Below are 22,579 nucleotides of genomic sequence, written 5' to 3' on the forward strand. Positions count from 1 at the left end.
AAGGCGCCGGGCGAGCGCCGACCCGCCCCCCGGGGCGGCGCTTGGGTGGGTCTGGGGATGACCTCGGAGGGAAGATGAACTTGGCACCATAAAGCGCACCCGCACTGTCGTTGCAGCGCCACCCCGCGGGTCGGCGCACGCCCGGCTTTCGCTTGCGATACTCATGTCTTGATCCGTGGGTCGAGCAGGGCCTGGGCGACGTCGACCACGATGTTGAAGAGGACGTAGCAGGCGGCGACCACCACCACGCCGCCCTGCACCAGCAGCAAGTCACGCTGGGAGATGGCGTTGACCAGCATCTGCCCGATGCCGGGCCAGTCGAAGACCATTTCGATATAAACCGCGCCGGAGACCACGAAGCCGGCCTGGATGCCGAGGACGGGGATGATCGAGACCATGGCGGCCTTCAGCGCGTGGCCCATGATCACACGCCGCTCGCCAACTCCCTTGGCGCGGGCGGTGCGGATATAATCCTGCCGGAGCACCTCCAGCATGGCGGAGCGGGAGAGGCGGGCGATGACGCCGGTGGCGACCACGGCGAGTGCGGAGGCGGGGAGGACGAGGTGGTTGGCAAGGTCCGCCAGCCCGCCGCCGCCGTAGATGAGATACATCCCCGAGACCGGGAACATTCGCAGCTTAAGGGCGAAGAGGATAATGAGGATCATGCCGAGGAAGAAGCTGGGGATGGAGATGCCGATGAGGACGGTGAAGGTGATGGCCTTGTCGGCGAGGCCGTATTGGCGGGCGGCGGAGACCACGCCGGCGAGGATGCCGAGGATCGAACAGAGCACGAAGGCCACCCCGGCGAGGATGAGGGTGTTGCCGAAGCGGCCCATCACCTCGTCGATCACCGGCTTGTTCTGCGAGTAGCTGCGGCCGAAATCGCCGGTGAGCATGTTGCCGAGCCAGATGAAGTAGCGCTGGACCAAGGGCTTATCGAGGCCGAGGTCGGCGTTGAGCTTGGCAACGTTCTCGGGAGTGGCGTAGGCACCGAGGATGGCCAGCGCAGGATCGCCCGGGATCATCGCCATGATGAAGAAGACGAGGACGGAGACGCCGATGAGCACAGGGATCGCGGCGACGAGGCGTTTGAGGATGTAGCTGCCCATGGGTGGCTCCTGTCTGGCGTGGCTGCTCGTCCGTCCTTCGAGACGTCCTCGCGGCGGATGCGGCGGGCATTGGAGGACATGCCCGCCGCAGGGGGCGGCTCATCCGTCCTTCGAGACGTCTTCGCCGGGGCGAAGAGACGGACGAAGGCCGGGGATGAGCCACCCGGTGGTCAGTTTTTCACCACCTTTTCAAGCTGGAGCAGGAAGGAGGGCTCCAGCGTGAAGTTTTCGACCCGGTCGCTCGTCACCGCGTTCTGCTTCCAGTTGGCGACGAAGACCCAGGGGGCATCTTCCTGCACGATGGCCTGCATCTTCTTGTAGAGCGCGGCGCGCTCGTCCTGGTCGATGGCCGTGCGGGCAGATTCCAGCAGCTCGTCCACCTTGGGGTTGGAGTAGTAGCCGGAGTTGAAGCCGCCGTTCTCGGGCCAGGCATCGGTGCGCAGGGCGAGGTAGGGCAGCGTGTCGGGGTCGTTCGTCATCCAGGCCATTTCGGCCATATCGGCCTTGCCTTCCAGACCCGGGTTCACGTTGCCGAGGAAGGTGTTCCACTCGTAGGTTTCGATGCTGACATCGAGGCCCACGGCGGCCAGATCGGCCTGGATCGCGGTGCCCATCGCCACCGGATCGAGCATGCCGGAACCGCCTTCGGTGACGTAGAAGGTGAGCGAGGCGCCTTCGGCCCCGGCTTCGGCCAGAAGTTCCTTCGCCTTTTCAGGATCGTAGGGGTAGGGCGAGAGCTCGTCGTTATAGGCCCATGCGAAGGCGGGCGGCGTGGGGCCTGCGGCGACCTCGGCGGTGCCTTCGAGCACGTCGTTCACGATCGCTTCCTTGTTGATGGCGTAGTTGACGGCCTGACGCACCTTCTTGTCGGCCATCGGGCCTTCCTTGGCGTTCAGGATCAGGAACCAGACGTGGGGGCCGGCTTGCTCGACCACGTTGAAGCCGTCACCCTCGAACTGCGAGAGCGCGGTGGGCGGGACTTCAACCATCATGTCGATGCCGCCTGCGATCATCTCGGCGACGCGGGTGTTGCTGTCTTCGATCGGGCGGAAGACAACGGCCTGCGCCCCGGCGGGCTCGCCCCAGTAGTCCTCATACTTGTCGATCACCACCGCCTCGTTGGCGCGCCACTCGACGAACTTGAAGGGGCCGGTGCCCACAGGGCTACGGCCGAAGTCGGCGCCGCCCGCTTCGACGGCGGCCGGGCTGACCATGAGGCCGGTGGGGTAGGCGAGGTTGCTCAGGAAGGGTGCGTAGGGCGCGGAGAGCTTGAACTGCACCGTCAGGTCATCGACCGCCGTGGTCTCCTCGACGGAGGAGAAGAAGAAGGCCAGCGGGAAGGGGCCGGTGTTGTGGTAGGGGTGATCCTCGTTCAGCATCCGGTCGAAGTTGAACTTGACCGCCTCGGCATTGAAGGGCGTGCCGTCGTGGAAGGTGACGCCTTCGCGGAGCTTGAAGGTATATTCGGTGCCGTCGTCGGAGACCTCCCAGCTTTCGGCCAGACCGGGGGCCACTTCGAGCGTGCCGGGCTTGTAGCGGGTGAGGCCCTCGTAGAGGTTCACCAGGATGCGGAAGTCGTTCACCGCGGTCACGGCGGCCGGGTCGAGCGACTTGGGTTCGGCCACCTGGCCGACGATCAGCACGCCCTCGGGCGTTTGCGCCTGAGCCGCCATCGGCGCCAGCGCGAGCGCGGCTCCGGCAGCGAGGACAGCGCGGCGTGTCCAGTTGAAGAGGGTCATTGGAGCATCTCCCTGTGGTTTTTATCTCGGCGATTCCCTTGCGGGTGGCCGGGTGTTCGTGTGAGAAATTAATCATGATAAATTTGACCGGTCAATTTTTCATGATAAATTTCTTCCAAGGGAGCAGTTCGCCAAAATGACATTCTCGATTCTTGTGCATGATGCCCAAACAAACGCCATTGCCGGTGCGGCGGCGACCGGGAGCCTCTGTGTGGGCGGCTGGGTGCTGCGTGGACGCTGGGGCGCGGGGATGAGCGCGAGCCAGGGCGCCTCTCCCTCGACGCTATGGGGCGAGGAGGTGCTGGAGCGGATGGGTGCTGGCCTTGGTGCGGCGGCGGCGCTGGATGCGGTGGTGGCGCCCGATCCGGGGCGCGACTGGCGGCAGCTTTCGGCGCTGAGCATGGCGGGCGAGGGGGCCTGCTTTACCGGCGCGCGCAACACGGCGCGCACGGCGGCCCATGTTTTTGAAGGGGGCGTGGCCGCGGGCAACATGCTGGGCAGCGCGGAAGCGCCGGAGGCGATGGCGCAGGCCTACCTCGGCGCTGAGGGTGCCTTGCCCGAGCGGTTGCTGGCCGCGCTCTGGGCCGCCGCGCGGGAGGGGAGTGACAAGCGTGGGCTGCTCTCGGCGGCGCTGTTGGTGCTGCGGCCCGATGCGGCCCCGTTGACGCTGCGCGTGGATTATTCGGAGCAGCCGCTGGAGACGCTGGGCGACTTGCTGGAGCGCGCCACCACCGGTGACTATGGCGACTGGGCGCGGCAGGTGCCGACGCTGGAGGCGCCCCACCGGGTGCTGGACCCGGAACTGACGGGCACGCTGGTGCCGGAGCCGGAGGAATGACCGATTGGGGCGCCTTGGCCGCGGCGCATTTGGACGCGCTGGCGGGGTTTTCGGCCCCCGGTGCGGGGGTCACGCGGCTGCCCTATGGGCCCGAGCATCGCGCGGCGGTGGAGTACCTCACGGTGATGATGGAGGGCGCGGGGCTGGAGGTGCATCTGGATGCTGCTGCCACGCTGGTGGGCCGGGCCGAGGGCGGCGGCGCGGGCACCTTCTACATGGGCAGCCATCAGGATTCGGTGCCGCAGGGCGGGGCGTTTGACGGGATCGCGGGCGTGGTGCTGCCGGTGATGGCGATGCAGTTGCTGGCGGAGGAGGGCGTGGTGCTGCCCTTCGCGGTGGAGGTCATGGCATTTGCCGATGAGGAAGGTGTGCGCTTTCCGACAGCCCTAGTCGGCAGCCGGGCCGTGGCGGGCACGGTGGATATGGCGGTGCTCGACATGGTGGACCGGGACGGCGTGAGCCTGCGGGCGGCGCTGGAGGGCTTTGGCTGCGACCCGGAAGCGATTCCGCAGGTGGCGCGGGACCGGGCGCAGGCGCTCGGCTATCTGGAAGCGCATATCGAGCAGGGGCCGGTGCTGGAGGCCGAGGGCGAGGCGCTGGGTGTGGTGACGGGCATCTGCGGAATCGAGCGCCATGCGCTGACGTTCACCGGGGAGACCGGCCATGCCGGGACGGTGCCGATGGAGGCCCGCAAGGATGCGCTGGTGGGCGCGGCGCGGGTGATTGCCGAGGTCGACCGGCTGGCGCGGGCGACGCCGGGGCTGCGGGCGACCGTGGGGCAGGTGGATGTGCGCCCGGGCGCGGTGAACGCGGTGCCGGGCGAGGTGCGGATGCCGGTGGAACTGCGCAGTGAGGACGACATGGCCCGCGATGCGGCGGGCGCGGCGATTCAGGCCTTTGCGCGGCGCGTGGCCGATGAGTTGGGCCTGGAGCTGGAGGCCAGCCGCACCTATGCGCAGCCAGCTGCCCCCTGCGACCCGGCGTTGCGGGCCGGGCTGGTGCAGGCGGTGCAAAAGGGAGGCGGCAAGGGGCTGGAGCTGACCTCGGGCGCGACCCACGACGCTAGCGCCATGGCCGGTCTCTGCCCGATCTCGATGCTCTTCATCCGGTGCCGGGACGGGGTGAGTCACCGGCCCGATGAGCATGCGGCGCCCGCCGACCTTGGCGCGGCCGTTCGGGCGATTGCGGAGATGTTGAGACGGTTTGGCGACGCTTAAAAATCGGGCAATTTCCGCGCGATAAGGCCTGATTTGTCATTTCGCTTTGTAAAGCGGGCCATGACGTGGATAATCGAACCAATGACAAAAACATATGACGAGATGTGGGGGACGGAAGACGCGCTGCGTGCGCCCTACTCCCAATTTGGACAATGGTTTGAAGGCGAAGACCCGGCGCGGCTGAGGGCCAAGCAACGTGAGGCCGAAGAGGTTTTCAGGCTCACCGGAATCACCTTCAACGTCTATGGTCAGGCCGCCGCCGAGGAGCGGCTTATTCCCTTCGATATCGTTCCGCGGATCATCAGCGGGGCGGAGTGGAAGAAGCTCACGAAGGGGATCGAGCAGCGGGTGCGCGCGATCAACGCCTTCCTGCATGACATCTACCACCGCCAGGAGATCGTGCGGGCGGGCCGGCTGCCGGCGGAGATGATCAAGAACAACGATGCCTACCTGCCGGAGATGGTGGGCGTCACCCCGCCGGGCGGGGTTTATACCCATATCGTGGGCATCGATCTTGTGCGCACGGGCGACGACGACTTCTACGTGCTGGAGGACAACGCCCGCACGCCGAGCGGTGTGAGCTACATGCTCGAAAACCGCGAGACGATGTACAAGATGTTCCCCGAGCTGTTCAGCCAGACGAAGGTGCAGCCGGTGAGCCAATATCCGCGCAGCCTCCTGCGCTCGCTTTCGGCCTGCGCCCCGGCCAGTGCCGAGGGCACGCCGACCGTGGCCGTGCTGACGCCGGGCAGCTACAACTCGGCCTATTTCGAGCATGCCTTCCTCGCCGATCAGATGGGCGTGGAGCTGGTGGAAGGCTCCGATCTGAGGGTTGTGGATGGGCGCGTGGCGATGCGCACGACCCAGGGCTACAAGCCGATCGACGTGATCTACCGGCGGATCGACGATGATTTCATCGACCCGCTCACCTTCAACCCCGAGAGCGCGCTGGGCGTGCCGGGAATCATGGATGTTTATCGGGCGGGCAACATCGCCATCGCCAATGCGCCGGGCACCGGCATTGCCGACGACAAGGCGATCTACAGCTACATGCCCGAGATCGTGGAGTTCTACACCGGCGAAAAGGCGATTTTGCAGAACGTGCCGACATGGCGCTGCAACGACCCGGAAAGCCTGAAATACGTGCTCGACAACCTGCCTGAGCTTGTCGTCAAGGAGGTGCACGGCTCTGGCGGCTACGGCATGTTGATTGGCCCGACCGCCAGCAAGAAAGAGATCGCCGAGTTCCGCAAGAAGCTGGAGGCGAAGCCGGGCAACTACATCGCCCAGCCGACGCTCAGCCTTTCGACCGTGCCGATCATGACCAAGGCGGGCCTTGCCCCGCGCCACGTGGACCTGCGGCCCTTCGTTCTGGTGAGCCCGAACGGGGTGGATATCACCCCCGGCGGCCTCACGCGGGTGGCCCTGAAGAAGGGAAGCCTGGTGGTGAACTCCAGCCAGGGCGGGGGCACCAAGGACACCTGGGTGCTGGAGGACTAGGGCATGCTTGGAAAGACTGCAGGCGGCCTGTTCTGGATGTACCGCTACCTTGAGCGGGCCGAGAACATCACCCGTATCGTGGAGACCGGCCAGCGCATTGCGCTTACCCGAAACCAGGAAAACGACGACGAATGGGCGAGCGTGCTTCAGACCGCCTCGGTGGACCTTGGCTATTTCGAGAAGCATGACGAGCTGAGCAGCGACCTCGTGATCGACTGGATGCTGCGCGACAAGGACAACCCCTCGTCGGTGATGAGTGCGGTGACCGCGGCGCGCAACAATGCCCGGCAGGTGCGCACGGCGCTGACCCACGAGGTGTGGGAGGCGATGAACGGCTGCTGGATGCGGCTGCGCGATGCGCTGAAACGCAAGGTCAACGAGCGCGATCTGCCTCATGTGCTGGGCCTGATCCGCCAGCGCACCGCCCTTGTGCGCGGTGCCACCCATGGCACGTTGCTGCGCAACGACATTTATGATTTCGCCCGGATCGGCACATTTCTGGAGCGGGCCGACAACACCGGGCGCATCCTTGACGTGAAATACTATGTGCTGCTGCCCTCTGCCGCCGCCGTGGGCTCGCAACTCGACAATGTGCAGTGGGAGACCATCCTGCGCTCGGTCAGCGGGGAGAGCGGCATTCGGATGGTGTATGGCCACAACCCGAGCCCGCGCGACATTGCGGCGTTCCTCATCCTCGACGGTCGGATGCCGCGCAGCCTCTACTTCTGTGCCAAGAAATTGCAGGACAATCTTGGCTATCTCGCCCATGACTACGGCAGCACAGCCACCAGCCATGACCTTGCCGTGCAGCTCGGCAAGCAGATGAAGGAGCGCTCGATCGACGAGATCTTCGATGGCGGGCTGCATGAATACATCCAGGACATCCTCATTGCGCTGGGCGAGCTCAGCCGCCAGATTGAGGTGGACTACAGGTTTTATGAATAGGCCCGACAGATGCGCCTGAAGATCGCCCACGAGACCCGCTACAGCTTTTCGGAGCCGGTGCGCTATGGGCTGCAGCAGATGCGCAAGCTGCCCAAGTCCTACCGCAACCAGCGCGTGCTGAACTGGGAAACCTCGGTGATGGGCGGCAAGAAGGAGTTGCAGTACGAGGACCAGCACCGCAACACGGTGGAGCTCATCAGCATCGCGCCCGGCGAGACGGAGCTGATCCTCCGCAGCGAGGGCGAGGTGGAGATCGAGGAGAACAACGGCGTGATCGGCCCGCATGAGGGCCTCACGCCGCTCTGGTTGTTCGACCGGCCGACCGCGCAGACCAAGCCGGGCCCGAAGCTGCGCGAACTCGCGCGCAAGGTCGCCGACCGGGACGGGCTGGACCAGCTTCATGCGCTGATGGCCGCCGTCGGCGAGGCCGTGACCTACCAGACCGGCGCGTCAGAGCCGGACTGGCCGGTGGAGACGGTGCTGGAGGAAGGCAAGGGCGTCTGCGCGGATCAGGCCCATGTGTTCATTTCCGCCGCCCGGCAGCTTGGCCATCCGGCGCGCTACGTCTCGGGCTACCTGATGCTGGACGATACGGTGAGCCAGGATGCCATGCACGGCTGGGCCGAGGTGCATGTGGAGGCCCTTGGGTGGGTAGGGTTCGACGTGTCGAACAACATGTCGCCTGACACGCGCTACGTTCGCGTTGCGACAGGGCTGGACTATGCCGGCGCTGCCCCGGTAACTGGAACGCGAACCGGTGGCGATGAGGAATCTCTCTCGGTCGCCATAGAGGTTGCGCAACAGTAAGGCAGCGAAATGACCTATTGCGTGGGAATGAAGCTCGATCGCGGGCTCGTCTTCATGTCGGACACCCGAACCAATGCGGGCGTCGATAACATCAGCGTTTTCAAGAAGATGCACTCTTGGGAGGTGCCGGGCGAGCGGGTGATCACGCTGATGAGCGCGGGCAATCTGGCCACCACGCAGGCGGTGGTTTCGATCCTCGAAGAGCGCACCAAGGCGCCCGGCGAGCGCAGCCCCTCGCTGCTGGAGGCGCCGAGCATGTTCCAGGTCGCCAGGATGGTGGCCAAGGTGTTGAAAGACGTGATTGCCGAGCATGAGCAAGCGGGCCAGCAGGCGGCGGCCTTCGGGGCGACGCTGATCCTCGGCGGCCAGATCGACGGCACCGAGCCGCGCCTGTTCCTGATCTACCCCGAGGGCAACTTCATCGAGGCGGGGGACGACACGCCCTTCTTCCAGATCGGGGAAACCAAGTATGGCCGCCCGATCCTCGTGCGCGCCTACCGCCCGGAGATGAGCTTTGCCGAGGCGGTGAAGCTGCTGATGGTGAGTTTCGACTCGACGGTGAAGGCCAACCTGACGGTAGGCCTGCCGCTGGATTTGCAGTTTTACGAAGAGGGCAGCCTGACGCTGGGATACCAGAGCCGGATCGAGGCGAATGACGAGGATTTCCAGCGCATCTCCAACGGCTGGGGCGAGGCCCTGACCGCGGCGCTCGACAGCCTGCCGGATATCGAGCTTTAGGGGTTGGGCTCCTCACCTCTGCTTTAGCCGGTTCCACCGACCTGCTTCCAAACGGTTCGCAACCTTCCGCTTGTATGCCTCCGGTTCCAGTGGCCGCTTGGCCCTGTGACGGGTGGCGTTGCAGTAGCGGCAAGCGGCGACGATGTTCGTGGCTGAGACCACCCCGCCATTCTGATTTGCCAGCAGGTGCTCGGCCGTGCATTGGAAGAGCTTTGCTTTACGGCGGGAAATGCCGTGCTGAGCGCAGAAGGTCTTGGGGTCGCCCGACCACATCGCCTGCATGCAGTAGTGGCAAAGGCCCTTCTGTTCAGCGAATTTGCGGGTTCTGATAGTCTGTAATGCGGAGTTCATCTTTCACGTCCAATTGCTTCGAGTTCTCATCGAAGCGGACGTGCAAGGCCCTTCTGGACCACCCCCGGATTGGGCGCAAAGCGTGCACAGGACAGGTGTGCGAACTCACCACCCCGCAGTTCTCATGGTGCGCCTTCATAGGGAACGCAGACGCATACACCGACTTTTTGTCTCGTGTAACGGAGGCATGTGGCGCCACCGTCCGAACAAAAGAGAACCACCGGCGGGATTTGCTGTCAAGCCGATGTGGAAGGCGGGTGGCTCACGTGGTTGGTTGGGTGCGGCGGTGGCTGCGCGATCGCAACCGCTTGGACACCCGGCCAATAGGCGGTAAGCAGGGGGAAAGACCTCTGAAAGGCCCGCCGAGTTGAACCAGGACGCCCCCAAGCCCCCTCCTCGCCGACCGCTCACGTTGCGGGATGTGTCCGAAGCCTCTGGCGTCAGCGAGATGACGGTGAGCCGGGTGCTGCGCAACCGGGGCGATGTGAGCCAGGCCACGCGGGAGCGGGTGCTGGCGGCCGCCAAGCGGCTGGGATACGTGCCCAACAAGATTGCGGGGGCGCTGGCCAGCAGCCGGGTGAACCTTGTGGCGGTGGTGATCCCCTCGCTCAGCAACATGGTGTTTCCCGAGGTTTTGACGGGCGTGGGCGCGGTGCTGGATGACACCGAGTTGCAGCCCGTCGTCGGCGTCACGCACTACAAGCCCGAGCGCGCCGAGAAGGTGCTTTACGAGATGCTCTCGTGGCGCCCGAGCGGGGTGATCGTGGCCGGGCTGGAGCATACCGATGCCGCCCGGGCGATGTTGGCCAACGCCGGGTGCCCGGTGGTGGAGATCATGGATGTGGATGGCGAGCCGATCGACTCGATGGTGGGGATTTCCCACCGCCGCGCGGGCCGGATGATGGCCGAGGCGATTGCCGGGGCGGGCTATAAGAACATCGGTTTTGCGGGCACCAAGATGCCGCTGGACCACCGCGCGCGGAAGCGGTTCGAGGGATTCACCACGGCGCTGGCGAAGGCCGGGCTTGAGGTGCGCGACAGGGAGTTCTACGCGGGCGGCTCGGGCTTGGCCAAGGGGCGGGAGATGACGGCGACGATGCTGAGCCGCACGCCGGAGCTGGATTTCATCTATTATTCCAACGACATGATCGGCGCGGGCGGGATGCTGCACTGCCTGACGGCGGGCATCGACATTCCCGGCGAGCTGGGGCTTGCGGGGTTCAACGGTGTTGAAATGCTGGCCGCCTTCCCGCAGAAGCTGGCCACGATGGATGCCTGCCGCCGCGAGATCGGCGAGGCGGCGGCGCGGATCGTGGCCGAGCGCACAGCCAGCGGCGACCTGGCGGGCGAGGGCGGCGGCACGGTGATCGAGCTGGAGCCGGTGCTGGCCCTGGGCGACACGCTGAAGCGGGGCTGACGCCATGGCCGCGCCCCAGGTTTCGGTGGTGATCCCGATGATGAACGAGGCCGAGAACGTGGCCCCGCTCATCGGGCGGATCGTGGAGGCCTGCGCCGACGTTGAGTTTGAGGTTGTGGCCGTGAATGACGGCTCGACCGACGGCACCGGCGATGAACTCGTGAAGCTGGCGAAGAACGATCCGCGCATCCGGGTGCTGCAACATCCAAAGCCCGCCGGGCAGAGTGCTGCCGTGCATTCGGGCGTGCGCGCGGCACGGGGCGGGGTGTGCGTGACGCTGGATGGTGACGGGCAGAACCCGCCGGAGGAGCTGCCGAACCTCTACGGCCCGCTCCTGGCCGATGAATCCGGCAAGCTGGGCCTCGTGGCAGGCCAGCGGGTGGACCGGCAGGACACCGCCAGCAAGCGCTGGGCGAGCAAGCTGGCCAACGGATTGCGCGCCCGCATTCTGAAGGATGGCACGCGGGACACCGGCTGCGGGCTCAAGGGCTTTCGCCGCGACGCCTTTCTGGGTTTGCCGTTCTTCAACCACATGCATCGCTACCTTCCGGCGCTGATGCGCCGCGATGGATGGGAGATTGCCCATGTGGACGTGACCCACGCCGAGCGCGCGGCGGGCAAGAGCAAATACACCAATTTCGGGCGCGCGCTGGTGGGCATTTATGACCTGATCGGCGTGGCCTGGCTCATCAAGCGGAAGAAAACCCAAGTGCCGACAGAGGTGACTCCGGATGGCTGAATGGCTGTTCAATATCCTTCATGTCGCCACATGGGTGGAGTTCTGGTGGGTGCTGATCGGGTTGGGCGGGCAGTTGATGTTCACCGCCCGCTTTTTGGTGCAGTGGATCGCCAGTGAGAAGGCGCGGCGCTCGGTGGTGCCGCTGGCCTTCTGGTATTTTTCGATCTTCGGCGGGCTGATCCTGCTGGCCTATGCGCTGTATCGCAAAGACCCGGTGTTCGTGCTGGGGCAGGCGATGGGGCTGTTTATCTACGTTCGCAATCTCTACCTGATCCATGTCAGCAAGCGCGAAGCCTGAAGGCGCTGGCTGGTTCGGCCCCGCCTTTGCGGTGGTGGCGGCGCTTGTGGTGTTTCGCCTCGCGCTGCTGCCCTTTGCGCAGGCCGAGGTGTTCGTGGACGAGGCGCAATACTGGCTCTGGGGGCAGGAGCTGGACTTTGGCTACTATTCCAAGCCGCCGATGATCGGCTGGCTGCTGCGGGGCGTGACCGAACTGGCGGGAAGTGACTCGGCCTTCTGGCTGCGGGCCCCGGCGGCGGTGCTGCATGGGATCACGGCCTTGCTTCTGGCCGGGCTGGCGGCGGAGATGTTCGGGCGGCGCGCGGCGATTCTGGTGGCGGCGAGCTATATCACCCTGCCGTTGGTTGCGGTGGGCAGCTTCCTTATCAGCACCGATACCGTGATGTTCCCTTTCCTCGCGGGTGCACTTTGGGCCTGGGTGCGGGTGGTAAACGAGCGCAGCGGGGCGGCGGCGCTGGTGGCGGGCCTCTGCGTGGGGCTGGCGATGATGAGCAAATACGCCGGGGCCTATTACGTTCTTTGCGCGGGGCTGGCGGCGGTGTTCATCCCCGAGGCGCGGGTGCGGCCCCGTCATGCGCTGATCGCCTTGGCGGCGCTGCTGGTGGTGATTTCGCCCAATATCATCTGGAACATCCAGAACGGGCTATCGACCTTCGAGCACACGATGGACAACGCCGATTGGGTGCGCGACCCGGGTGCGCGGGCGGGGCTGAACTGGGCGTCGCTGGGCGAGTTTGCCGGGAGCCAGTTGATCGTATTCGGGCCGCTGCTGCTGGTGGCGCTGCTGGCGGAGGCGGTGCGATTTGCGCGCGGCCTGCCGTTCCGGGTGCCGCTTGTGGCGATGCTGTTCTGGTTCTCGCTGCCGATCCTGCTGCTGGTCTGCGGGCAGGCGCTGCTTTCGAAGGCCTATGCCAACTGGGCGGCAGCGGCCTATCTCGCGGGCGTGCTGGTGGCGGTGCCGGTGGTGCGGCGCTGGGGCGCGGGCTGGATGGGCCTGAGCCTTGGGTTGGGCACGCTGTTTTCGGTGGTGCTGGTGCTGGCGACGGTTTTTGCCTCGGTGCTTCGCCCAAGCGACGGGCCGCTGCTGATGGAGCGCTATCTTGGCCGGGTGGCGATGAGCGCGGAGATCGCGGCGCGCGCCGATGCGGAGGGCTTGAGCGTGGTGGTGGCCGATGACCGGGACGTGCTCGCCGACCTGTTCTATCGCATCCGGGGCCGGGGCGTGGCCGGGAAGATCACCGGGTTGGAGGCCTATGCCCGGCCCGAGCGCGGGCGGGCACCCAACCATTATGTGCAGAGCCACGCCTTTCCGGGCAGCGCGGGCGAGGTGCTTTACGTTACCCGCCGCGCTGTGCCGCCCGCCTGCGAGGGCGCTGTGGCCCTGCCGCCCATCGCGCCTGAAGAGGGCGCCTTTCGCCGCCGTCCGCAGCAGGTGTGGCGGGTGCCGGGCGACTGCTGGGCGATGTAGATGAGCGACATTTGGTCGGTTTGTGGTCCGCCCGGGGAGAAGGGCTTTGAGGCGGCCCGCGCTTCTCTATAGTCGGGTGTCAACAACAACCGAGGGGCGAGACGTGAAACGCATCACGAGCCGGGCAGGAGTGAGCGCAATTGCGGTGGCGGCCGGGCTGGCGGCCGGAGTTGCACCGAATCCGGCGGGCACGGAACCGCTGGTGACCGACAGCCTGACCTTGTTCGGCACGCCAGGCGTGCTTTCGATGCCCTCGGCGGAGGTGCTGAAGGATGCGGAGATTGTGGCTTCGACCACTGCGATTGGTGGACAGCTGCGCAACACCTTCACCTTCCAGATCGCGCCGAGGCTGACCGGCAGTTTTCGTTACTCGCGGATCGAGGGGTATTACACCGACGGAGAAGACCTTTCGGACCGCAGCTTTGACCTGAAGTTCCAGCTGGTGGAGGAGCAGGAGGGCAAGTGGTGGCCTGCGGTGGCCATCGGCTTGCAGGACTTTCTCGGCACCGGGATCTACAGCGGCGAATACATCGTGGCGACCAAGTCGGTGAGCCCGCGGCTGCGCTTTTCCGCCGGGCTCGGCTGGGGCGGGCTGGCGCGCTACGGGGTGATCGACAGTTTCGGCACTCGTGAAGCCTATGTGCCCGGCGACGAGGGCGGGCAGGTGAACGCGACGAGCTGGTTTCAGGGAGATGTGGCGGCCTTTGGCGGCGTGTCGTTCAGGGCGAATGACCGGCTGACCCTGAAGGCCGAGTATTCCACCGCCGGCTACCTCGACGAGGCGGGCAACGACCTGCTGGAACGGGAGAGCCCGTGGAACTTCGGGCTGGAGTATCGCATCCGCGACAACACGCGCGTTCAGGCCGCCTATATCGGCGGCTCCGAACTGGCGGTGCAGTTGAGTTTCAGCACCAACCCGCGCAAGCCCGTGGCCGGCACCGGCAGCGAAGCCGCACCCTTGCCGGTGGCCGGGCGCCCCGCGCGCCGCTCCGACCCCGGCGCCTGGGAGACCGACTGGGCCGACGACCCCGCCGCGAAGCCGGGCCTGCGCCGGGTGCTGGGCGAGGCGATGGCGAAGGAGGGGCTGATCCTCGAGGCCATGGCCTTTGACGCGCGCTCGGTGGAGCTGCGCTATCGCAACACGCGCTTCATGGCGGAGCCGCAGGCGATGGGGCGGATCGCCCGCATCCTGACCCGTGCCATGCCCGCCTCGGTCGAGAGTTTCAAGCTGGTGCCGGTGGTCAACGGCATGCCCACGTCGCGGGTGACCCTGCGGCGCAGTGACGTGGAGGAGCTGGAGCACGAGGGCTCGGCCCCCATGCTGGCGCGCGCTGACATCTCCGATGCCCGGTCCGCGCCAGACCCGGCGGGGCTGGAGCCGCTGCCCGGCCAGTATCCGCGCTTTACCTATTCGCTTGCGCCCTACCTGAAGCTGACCGCCTTCGACCCGGAGGCACCGCTGCGGGGAGACGTGGGGCTGCGGCTTTCGGGCCGCTATGACATCGCCACCGGCTGGGTGCTCGCGGGCTCGATCACCAAGAAGATCGCGGGGAACGGGGGCGAGGATGAAGACCCCTCCACCTCGGTGTTGCCGCATGTCCGCTCGGACGGGGCGCTTTATGCCGCCAAGGGCGACCCGGCGATCGAGACGCTGACGCTGGCCTATTACGGGCGGCCCGGACCCGACCTGTACAGCCGGGTGACGGTGGGCCTGCTGGAGCCGATGTTTGGCGGGGTGTCGGGCGAGTTGCTCTGGAAGCCGGTCAACAGCCGCCTTGCGCTGGGCGCGGAGCTGAACGTGGTGAAGCAGCGGGACTACGATCAGCTCTTCAGCTTTCGCGACTACGAGGTCGTCACCGGCCATGCCTCGGCCTATTACGATTTCGGCAATGGCTACCACGGCACGCTGGACGTGGGCCGCTACCTTGCAGGCGACTGGGGCGCGACCGTGGCGCTGGACCGGGAGTTTGACAACGGCTGGAAGCTTGGGGCCTATGCCACCTTTACCGATGTCTCGGCGGAGGATTTCGGCGAGGGGTCGTTTGACAAGGGTATCCGGGTGACCGTGCCGTTCAGCGTCTTTACCGGGCAGGCGACGAAGCAGGTGGCGAGCACCACGATCCGCTCGCTCGCCCGCGATGGCGGCGCGCGGCTTTCGGTAAATGGCAGGCTCTACGAGACGGTGCGCGACACGCATCGTCCGGAACTGGAAGACCGCTGGGGGCGGTTCTGGCGATGACGGTATTGCGCGCAGGTATGATGGCGGCATTGGCCGCAGCGGGGCTGGTGCTGGCCGGGTGCAGCAACGATCCGACAAAGCAGGGGCCGAGCGTGGCGCAGCTGGCGCTGCAATCGCTCAAGGGCCGGGGCGAGAAACCCAAAGAGGTGACGCCGCAGCAGATTGCCGCGCTTGTGCCGGTGGCGCTGAACCGCATCAGGGGCTCGGCGCTGATGGCGCTGTTCCGCGACAACACCCAGCTTGCCGCGCTGGGCGAGCAGGAGACGCGCGGGCCGTGGCGGACCTACACCACCACGGAAAAGCAGACGCTCACGCTCTATCGCGGGCTCGTCGCGGAGACGCGCGGGCTGAACTATGACCTGATGTCATCGGAGGTTGGGGCCAGCGCCGCGCTTGTCACCGCCCGGCGTGGCGGCGAGGCCAGCCGGACGATGCGCTGGCTGGATGGCGAGGGGCACGAGGTGGCAACCCGCTTTGCCTGCCGGATCAGCCGCGACAAGGTGGAGCCGCTCCAGACGGTGACGGCGGGCACGGTGAGCGCGGTACGGATGGTGGAGATCTGCCGTGGCGGGGGCCAGACCTTTACCAACATCTACCAGGTGGGCGGCGGTGGCACGGTGTGGAACTCGCGCCAGTGGATCGGGCCGGAGAACGGCTACATCGCGCTGCAACTCCTGCGCAGGTAGGCCCGCGCATGACCGGACGCACCGCGCTTGTCACCGGAACGGCCGGCTTCATCGGCTACCACACCGCCCGGCGGCTGCTGGACGACGGCTTTCGCGTCATCGGGCTGGACGCGATGACCGATTATTACGACGTGAGCCTCAAGCAGCGGCGGCATCAGCGGTTGATGCAATCGGAGAGCTTCAGCGCCGTGGAGGCGCGGCTGGAGGAGCCGGGGCGGCTGGAGAGCCTGCTGGAGGAGCACGCGCCCGAGATCGTCATCCATCTCGCCGCCCAGGCCGGGGTGCGTTACTCGATCGACGCGCCGGAGAGCTACGTTGAGGCGAACCTCATTGGCACCTTCCGCCTGCTGGAGGCCGCGCGCGCGCACCCGCCGCAGCACATGCTCATGGCCTCGACCTCCAGCGTCTATGGCGCCAACGAGCAAATGCCCTATGGCGAGACCGACCGGACGGCGCATCAGATGAGCTTTTACGCGGCCACCAAGGCCGCGAATGAGGCGATGGCGCACAGTTACGCCCATCTCTACGAGCTGCCGATCACCATGTTCCGGTTTTTCACGGTCTACGGGCCGTGGGGGCGGCCCGATATGGCGCTCTTCAAGTTCGTGAAGGCGATTCGGGCGGGTGAGGCGATTGACGTTTACAACCACGGGCGGATGAAGCGGGATTTCACCTTCATCGCCGATCTGGTGGAGGGCATCCGGCGGCTGGTGGATTGCCCGCCCGCGCAGGGTGCCCCGGTGGGCGAGGCCGACAGCCTTTCACCGGTGGCACCATGGCGCGTGGTCAACATCGGCAATGCCGCGCCGGTGGAGCTTGGGGCTTTCATCGAGGCGATCGAGGCCGCGCTGGGCCAGCGGGCGGAGAAGAACATGATGGAGATGCAGCCTGGCGACGTGCCCGCCACATGGGCCGACACCCGCCTGCTCACCGAGCTTGTCGGCGCCCTGCCCCAGACCAGCCTTGAAGAGGGCGTGAAGGCTTTTGTGGACTGGTATGACAGGCATTACGCCTGATCCGGCCACCGCCAGACCAGGCAAAGAAAAGCGCCCGCCGGAGAACTCCTGCGGGCGCTTTCTGCTTCCGTGAGCGGATGGCTCAGTTCTGGATCGCGGTCTGGCCGTCATCGTCGTCGGCGGTGTCATCGTCGGAGCCGGCCAGCGCGCCGATGGCGGCCAGGGCGAGCACGCCGCCGATGATCGGGCCGGCACCGAGGCCGCCCATGGACCCGCTGGACGCGGAGCTGGAGCCGTTCTCTTCGACGAAGACTTCGCCTTCCAGTTCGGGCTCTTCATAGCCGCCTGCGAAGGCGGAGGTGGCCAGCGCGGTTGCGACGGCGGCGGTGGTCAGAATCTTGTACATTGTTTGCTCCATAACTCTGAAACTGCGTTGTCCCCATTATTTCTGCCAATCCGTTAACCGTAAAGCGCGGAGTGGTTAACGCTGCATGAATCGGCGGAAAAACCCGCTGACTGCGGCTCAACCGAGACAGGTACTGAGTGAAGCGCTTGAAATCAGGGGTTTTGTGCCGAAGCGGCGCCCGGCGCCGCGGTGGCCGGGCCGTGGCGCATTTACCACGGCCCGACGGATGACCTCAGGTCAACCGGCGAAGTTCTGGGCAATATAGACGGAGCCGCAGGCCCGCCCGCGCGGATCGACCGCGATGGCGCTGGCGGCCATCTTGTATTTGCGCTCGAGGATATTCACCCGGTGGCTGGGCGAATCCATCCAGAGTGCGACGATGTAGCGGGACAGCGAGCCGTAGCTGTGCCGCCCGATCGGGGCGCCCGACCGCGTGGTGAAGACGCAGCGCGCGGCGTCGGCGATCTTGTAGCCGCGCTCTCCCTCGACCTTGTAAAGCGCGACGCGGGCGATGTTCTCGGAGCCGCGCCGCACCTTCAGGCCGGAGGCGAGGATGCGCGCCTTTACCGTGGCCCGGCCCGGGCGGGTGGAGTTGTGGCTGAGTGTGCTGTGCTTGGCCATCCAGCGGGCGTGGCCGAGCGCCGTGTCGCGCAGCTTGGCGGCACCGGCGAGGCGGGGCAGCCCCTTGCGGCAGCGCTGGTAGTTCACTTCGACGGCGACGGCGGCATCCAGCAAGGGCTGGTTGATGCGAGCGGGGTCGATCACGCGGTTCGCCCCGGACACGTCGCCCCGGGTGCAGCCGATGGCGGAAGATGACAGGCTGACCACCGTCATCATGGCCCCGAGGGCCAGGCGGATTGCAAATTGCATTGGTTACCTCAAGCAACTGGCCCCCACCATCTGCTCTGCCCCTACCGAAGCCGCCTGCTTGGGCCATTTTGAGGCGCGAATGAGGAAACTCGGATGCGCACGTTGCTTTTTTTCGCTACGCCCGCCATTCAGGAGCGGGCCAGAAACGCTGGGCGCAAGGATGAGTGACAGATGAAAATCGCGATGATCGGCACGGGCTACGTTGGACTGGTGTCCGGGGTGTGCTTTTCCGACTTTGGCCACGAAGTCGTTTGCGTGGACAAGAACCCCGAGAAGGTGGCGCAGTTGAATCGGGGCGAGGTGCCGATTTACGAGCCCGGCCTTGATGTGCTGATGGCCAAGAACACGGCCGCCGGGCGCCTGACCTTCACCGAAGACCTCGCCCCCGCCGTTGCGGGCGCCGATGCGGTATTCATCGCCGTGGGCACGCCGACCCGCCGGGGCGATGGCCATGCCGACCTGACCTATGTTTACGCCGCCGCCGAGGAGATCGCGCAATCGCTCGACGGATTCACCGTGGTTGTCACCAAGTCCACCGTGCCGGTGGGGACCAACCGGAAGGTTTATGAGATCATCGCCAAGACCTGCGAGGAGGGCAGCTTTGACGTGGCCTCCAACCCCGAGTTCCTCCGCGAGGGCGCGGCGATTGACGATTTCATGCGGCCCGACCGGGTGGTGGTGGGCGTGGAGACGGAGCGCGCGCGGGAGGTGATGGGAGACATCTACCGCCCGCTGTTCCTGCGTGACTTCCCCATCGTCTACACCGACCTGGAGTCGGCCGAGATGATCAAATACGCGGCCAATGCCTTTCTGGCCACGAAGATCACCTTCATCAACGAGATCGCCACGCTCTGCGAGCGGGTGGGGGCCGATATCAAGGCGGTCAGCAAGGGCATGGGCCTCGATGGGCGGATCGGAAACAAGTTTCTCCATGCGGGCCCGGGCTATGGCGGCTCCTGCTTTCCGAAGGACACCAAGGCGCTGGCCCGGATCGGGCAGGACCATGCGGTGCCGCTGGAGATCACCGAGGCCGTCATTGCCGTGAACGAAGACATGAAGCGGCGGATGGTGGAGAAGCTGAAGGATCTGTGCGGCGGCTCCTTCAACGGCAAGAAGGTTGCCGTGCTGGGCGTGACCTTCAAGCCCAACACCGACGATATGCGCGAGGCCCCCTCTCTCACCATCGTGCCCGCGCTGGTGGGCGGGGGCGCCGATGTGCGGGTGGTGGACCCGCAGGGCCGCCGCGAGGGCGAAGCGCTGCTGCCGGGCGTGCGATGGGAGGAAGACCCCTATGCCGCCGCGGAGGGTGCGGACGTGCTGGTGCTGCTCACCGAGTGGAACGAGTTTCGCGCGCTTGACCTGGCCCGGATGGCGGGCACGATGAACACGGCCCACATGGCCGACTTGCGAAACATCTACTCTGCCGAGGATGCCCGCGCGGCGGGGTTCGACGCCTATATCTGCGTGGGCCGTCCGGATGCCGAGGGGCTTCAGGGCAAGGCCGGTGTGGCCGCCGTGGCGGGCTGAAGCAGGCCGTGGGGGGCTGAGCCGGTGACGGCGGGAAAACGGGCCTTCGACATTGCCCTCGCGCTGCTCTTGCTGGTGCCGGGCCTGCCGCTGATGCTGGGGCTGTGGTGCCTGATCGCCGCGCGCGACGGGTTGCCCGCGCTCTACACCTCCGAACGGATGAAGGCGCCGGGGCGGCCCTTCCGGCTCTACAAGTTTCGTACCATGCAGAAGGGCTCGCGGGAGGCGGAGGTGGGCGTTTCAGGCGGTGACAAGGCGGCGCGGATCACGCCGCTTGGCCACAAGCTGCGGCGCCTGCGGCTCGACGAGCTGCCGCAGCTCTTCAACGTGCTGAAGGGCGACATGAGCTTCGTCGGCCCGCGCCCGCCGATGCGGCAATATGTGGAGCAGTTTCCGGAGCTCTACGGCGAGGTGCTGAAGAGCCGTCCCGGGATCACCGGGCTCGCCACGATCATGCACCACAGCCACGAGGAGAGCATGATAAAGCACTGCCGGACGGCGGAGGAGACCGAGGCAATCTACGTGCGGCGCTGCATTCCGCGCAAGGCGGCGCTCGACAGGCTCTACAACCGTAGGCAAAGCCTGTGCCTGGACCTCTACATCCTTTATCTGACGGCGGGCAAGCTAGCCTCGCTGCCGGGCCGTCGGCTGCAACGGCTGCGCGCCAAGGCGGCCCGGATCTGACGTGCCGTGAGGGAAATCTCGCCTTGGTTAACCAAACATAGATAATAAAGAGGTATCTTGCCGATCACAGGCAGTCCGATGGTGCCGGGGTTTGCCTTTCGGCACGATTGGATTAGAGCCAATCGGAGAGAAACGGTTTGGTGTGTTCGCGCTCAAGTAGTAGGCGCGCCATCATGGCAGGAGTGGTGATGGAAAACGTACTGCCGCGTGAGGCCGCGACATGAGATTGGTAATCACCGGCGCTCTGGGCTTCATCGGGCAGAACCTGGCGCGCTACATCCGCGCCTCCGGCATGCCCTGCGACCTCATCGGCGTGGATCGCTACAGCGATGCCCCAGAGGCAGAGCGCGCGGTGTTCGACAAGCTGCATATCGGCTGCTTTGCCAGCGATGCCGGGCTGGCGCTTGCGGCCAGTGCCGATGCCGTCGTCCACCTGGCTGCGCAGGCCTCGGTGCAGCTGAGTGTGATCGACCCGCTGGGCACCTTCGAGAACAATGTCGCGCGCAGTCACCGGCTGATCGAGCACCTGCGGCGACATGCGCCGGACTGCCATTTCATATTTGCCTCCACCGGTGCTGTCTCGCAGGACGAGGGCCCGATTGACGAGCGGGCCACGGCCAACCCGGCCTCGCCCTACGGCGCCTCGAAGCTGGCAACAGAGGCGCTGCTCAGGGCCTATTCCAGCTCCTGGGGGCTCACGGCGCTGACGCTGCGGTTTTCCAACGTCTACGGCCCGCACTCGCGCCGGCAGCCGGGGGTGATCCCGCATTTCTGCCGGCAGGTTCTGGGCGACGGGCGGCTGAACGTGAACGGCGACGGGCGGCAGACCCGTGACTATATCTATGCGGATGACATTTCGGGCGCGATGGTCTCGGCGTTGCAGCGCCGCTCGGAAGGGCTTTACCAGCTCGGCACGGGGGTGCCGACCTCGCTGATGCAGGTGGTGGAGATCTTCCGCGACCTCTGCCCGGACAGGCCGCCGAAGCTGGCGCATGCACCGGCACTGCCGGGCGAGATTCGTCACAACTGTGCCAATATCGCCCGCGCCCGCGCCGACCTGGGGTTTGCGCCGCAGCACGACCTGCGCGCCGGGATCGAGAAGACCCTCGCCTGGTACGCGCAGGAACTTGTGAGCTAGGCGGCGGAGAGGTGCACGAGGCATGAAACTACTCGTCTTTGGCGAAACCGGACAGGTGGCGCGGGAGCTTGCCGCGCTTGGCAGCGAGGGCCCCCGGATCGAGACGGTGCCGCGCAGCCGCGCAGATTTCTCGCGGCCCGAAGAGGCGGCGGCGCTGGTGGCCGAAACCGGGGCTGACGCGGTGATCAACGCCGTTGCCTACACTGCCGTGGACAAGGCCGAAGAGGAAGAGGCGCTGGCCCTCGGCGTGAACGCAACGACCCCGGGTGCCATCGCCGAAGCCTGCGCGGCGCGCGGCCTGCCGCTGGTGCATATCTCGACGGACTACGTCTTCGACGGAAGCGGCACGCAGCCCTGGGCCGCGGATGCGCCGGTTGCCCCGCTGGGCGCCTATGGCCGCACCAAGCTGGCGGGCGAAGAGGCGGTGCGAGCCGCGGGCGGCCCCCATGCCATTCTGCGCACCTCCTGGGTTTTCTCGGCCCATGGCGCGAATTTCGTGAAGACGATGCTGCGGCTTGGCGCGGAACGCGACCGGCTGACCATCGTCGATGACCAGCGCGGCGGGCCGACGGCCGCCGCCGATATTGCCCGCGCCTGCCTGGCCATCGCCGGGGCGCTTTGCGCCGATCCGGCCAAGAGCGGCACCTACCATTTCTCGGGCGCGCCGGATGTGAGCTGGGCGGAGTTTGCCCGCGAGATCTTTGCCCGTGCCGGGCTTGCCTGCGAGGTGGCGCCGATCCCCTCCAGCGATTACCCGACCCCGGCACAACGCCCGCTGAACTCCCGCCTCGACTGCACCGCAACCGAGGCCGCTTTCGGCCTGCCGCGTCCGGACTGGCGGGTGGCGCTGGACGAGGTGCTGGCACAACAGACTTGACCCCGGGGCACCAAGACCCCGATTGATGCC

The 22,579-nt window shown here is 66.3% G+C and carries 22 protein-coding genes; 17 read left to right on the forward strand and 5 right to left on the reverse strand.

The window, feature by feature from the left end:
- Positions 1–161 precede the first annotated feature (161 nt).
- Both DYI42_RS03740 and DYI42_RS03745 read right to left on the reverse strand, forming a co-directional pair.
- Positions 162–1,109 carry an ABC transporter permease gene (locus DYI42_RS03740; protein WP_213544581.1) on the reverse strand — a complete coding sequence of 316 codons (948 nt, stop codon included), beginning with the start codon at positions 1,107–1,109 and terminating at the stop codon, positions 162–164.
- A gap of 170 nt (positions 1,110–1,279) precedes the next feature.
- Positions 1,280–2,848 (reverse strand): ABC transporter substrate-binding protein, encoded by a 1,569-nt coding sequence (locus DYI42_RS03745; protein WP_213544582.1) that lies wholly within the window; start codon positions 2,846–2,848, stop codon positions 1,280–1,282.
- Between the two features lie 136 nt (positions 2,849–2,984).
- Here DYI42_RS03745 and DYI42_RS03750 point away from each other — a divergent pair, with 136 nt between their 5' ends.
- The 6 genes from DYI42_RS03750 (at position 2,985) to DYI42_RS03775 (ending at position 8,893) form a co-directional block, all read left to right on the forward strand.
- Positions 2,985–3,686, forward strand: coding sequence for a DUF1028 domain-containing protein (locus tag DYI42_RS03750; protein WP_213544583.1), 702 nt, complete (start codon positions 2,985–2,987; stop codon positions 3,684–3,686).
- Positions 3,683–4,903, forward strand: coding sequence for a M20 family metallo-hydrolase (locus DYI42_RS03755; RefSeq protein ID WP_213544584.1), 1,221 nt, complete (start codon positions 3,683–3,685; stop codon positions 4,901–4,903). Before DYI42_RS03750 ends, DYI42_RS03755 begins: the two co-directional genes overlap by 4 nt.
- Positions 4,904–4,984: 81 nt before the next feature.
- On the forward strand, positions 4,985–6,403 hold the full coding sequence (locus DYI42_RS03760; protein WP_213544585.1) for a circularly permuted type 2 ATP-grasp protein: 1,419 nt from the start codon (positions 4,985–4,987) through the stop codon (positions 6,401–6,403).
- A gap of 3 nt (positions 6,404–6,406) precedes the next feature.
- Positions 6,407–7,348, forward strand: coding sequence for an alpha-E domain-containing protein (locus DYI42_RS03765; protein WP_213544586.1), 942 nt, complete (start codon positions 6,407–6,409; stop codon positions 7,346–7,348).
- A gap of 9 nt (positions 7,349–7,357) precedes the next feature.
- Entirely contained in the window at positions 7,358–8,155 is a 798-nt protein-coding gene (locus DYI42_RS03770; protein ID WP_213544587.1) for a transglutaminase family protein, read from the forward strand.
- A 9-nt stretch (positions 8,156–8,164) separates the two neighbouring features.
- Positions 8,165–8,893, forward strand: a complete 729-nt coding sequence (locus DYI42_RS03775; RefSeq protein WP_213544588.1) for a peptidase — start codon at positions 8,165–8,167, stop codon at positions 8,891–8,893.
- Positions 8,894–8,905: 12 nt separating this feature from the next.
- Here DYI42_RS03775 and DYI42_RS03780 read toward each other — a convergent pair whose 3' ends face one another.
- The gene (locus DYI42_RS03780) at positions 8,906–9,244 is read right to left on the reverse strand and encodes a hypothetical protein (protein WP_213544589.1); all 339 of its coding nucleotides are present in this window, start codon (positions 9,242–9,244) and stop codon (positions 8,906–8,908) included.
- Positions 9,245–9,611: 367 nt separating this feature from the next.
- Between DYI42_RS03780 and DYI42_RS03785 the strand changes: the two genes are divergently transcribed.
- From DYI42_RS03785 to DYI42_RS03815, 7 genes are all read left to right on the forward strand, one after another.
- Positions 9,612–10,661, forward strand: coding sequence for a LacI family DNA-binding transcriptional regulator (locus DYI42_RS03785; RefSeq protein ID WP_213544590.1), 1,050 nt, complete (start codon positions 9,612–9,614; stop codon positions 10,659–10,661).
- 4 nt (positions 10,662–10,665) lie between these two features.
- Positions 10,666–11,400 carry a glycosyltransferase family 2 protein gene (locus DYI42_RS03790; RefSeq protein ID WP_213544591.1) on the forward strand — a complete coding sequence of 245 codons (735 nt, stop codon included), beginning with the start codon at positions 10,666–10,668 and terminating at the stop codon, positions 11,398–11,400.
- A complete protein-coding gene (locus tag DYI42_RS03795; protein WP_213544592.1) occupies positions 11,393–11,698 on the forward strand; it encodes a lipid-A-disaccharide synthase N-terminal domain-containing protein in 306 nt (101 codons plus the stop codon). Before DYI42_RS03790 ends, DYI42_RS03795 begins: the two co-directional genes overlap by 8 nt.
- The gene (locus tag DYI42_RS03800; protein ID WP_213544593.1) at positions 11,676–13,166 is read left to right on the forward strand and encodes an ArnT family glycosyltransferase; all 1,491 of its coding nucleotides are present in this window, start codon (positions 11,676–11,678) and stop codon (positions 13,164–13,166) included. Before DYI42_RS03795 ends, DYI42_RS03800 begins: the two co-directional genes overlap by 23 nt.
- Positions 13,167–13,269: 103 nt before the next feature.
- Positions 13,270–15,405, forward strand: a complete 2,136-nt coding sequence (locus DYI42_RS03805) for a YjbH domain-containing protein (RefSeq protein ID WP_342344601.1) — start codon at positions 13,270–13,272, stop codon at positions 15,403–15,405.
- Complete coding sequence (locus DYI42_RS03810; RefSeq protein ID WP_213544594.1) at positions 15,402–16,091, forward strand: YjbF family lipoprotein; 690 nt, start codon at positions 15,402–15,404, stop codon at positions 16,089–16,091. Before DYI42_RS03805 ends, DYI42_RS03810 begins: the two co-directional genes overlap by 4 nt.
- Positions 16,092–16,099: 8 nt before the next feature.
- The gene (locus DYI42_RS03815; protein ID WP_213544595.1) at positions 16,100–17,107 is read left to right on the forward strand and encodes an SDR family NAD(P)-dependent oxidoreductase; all 1,008 of its coding nucleotides are present in this window, start codon (positions 16,100–16,102) and stop codon (positions 17,105–17,107) included.
- A gap of 82 nt (positions 17,108–17,189) precedes the next feature.
- Here DYI42_RS03815 and DYI42_RS03820 read toward each other — a convergent pair whose 3' ends face one another.
- Entirely contained in the window at positions 17,190–17,453 is a 264-nt protein-coding gene (locus DYI42_RS03820; protein WP_213544596.1) for a hypothetical protein, read from the reverse strand.
- 237 nt (positions 17,454–17,690) lie between these two features.
- A complete protein-coding gene (locus DYI42_RS03825) occupies positions 17,691–18,323 on the reverse strand; it encodes a CAP domain-containing protein (RefSeq protein WP_213544597.1) in 633 nt (210 codons plus the stop codon).
- 171 nt (positions 18,324–18,494) lie between these two features.
- Here DYI42_RS03825 and DYI42_RS03830 point away from each other — a divergent pair, with 171 nt between their 5' ends.
- From DYI42_RS03830 to rfbD, 4 genes are all read left to right on the forward strand, one after another.
- On the forward strand, positions 18,495–19,850 hold the full coding sequence (locus DYI42_RS03830) for a UDP-glucose dehydrogenase family protein (protein ID WP_213544598.1): 1,356 nt from the start codon (positions 18,495–18,497) through the stop codon (positions 19,848–19,850).
- Between the two features lie 24 nt (positions 19,851–19,874).
- Entirely contained in the window at positions 19,875–20,534 is a 660-nt protein-coding gene (locus DYI42_RS03835) for a sugar transferase (protein WP_213544599.1), read from the forward strand.
- A 220-nt stretch (positions 20,535–20,754) separates the two neighbouring features.
- Positions 20,755–21,672, forward strand: a complete 918-nt coding sequence (locus DYI42_RS03840; RefSeq protein WP_213544600.1) for an NAD-dependent epimerase/dehydratase family protein — start codon at positions 20,755–20,757, stop codon at positions 21,670–21,672.
- A gap of 22 nt (positions 21,673–21,694) precedes the next feature.
- Positions 21,695–22,549, forward strand: coding sequence for a dTDP-4-dehydrorhamnose reductase (gene rfbD, locus DYI42_RS03845; RefSeq protein ID WP_213544601.1), 855 nt, complete (start codon positions 21,695–21,697; stop codon positions 22,547–22,549).
- Positions 22,550–22,579 lie beyond the last annotated feature (30 nt).

Source organism: Vannielia litorea, assembly GCF_018424695.1.
GTDB lineage: Bacteria > Pseudomonadota > Alphaproteobacteria > Rhodobacterales > Rhodobacteraceae > Vannielia > Vannielia litorea_A.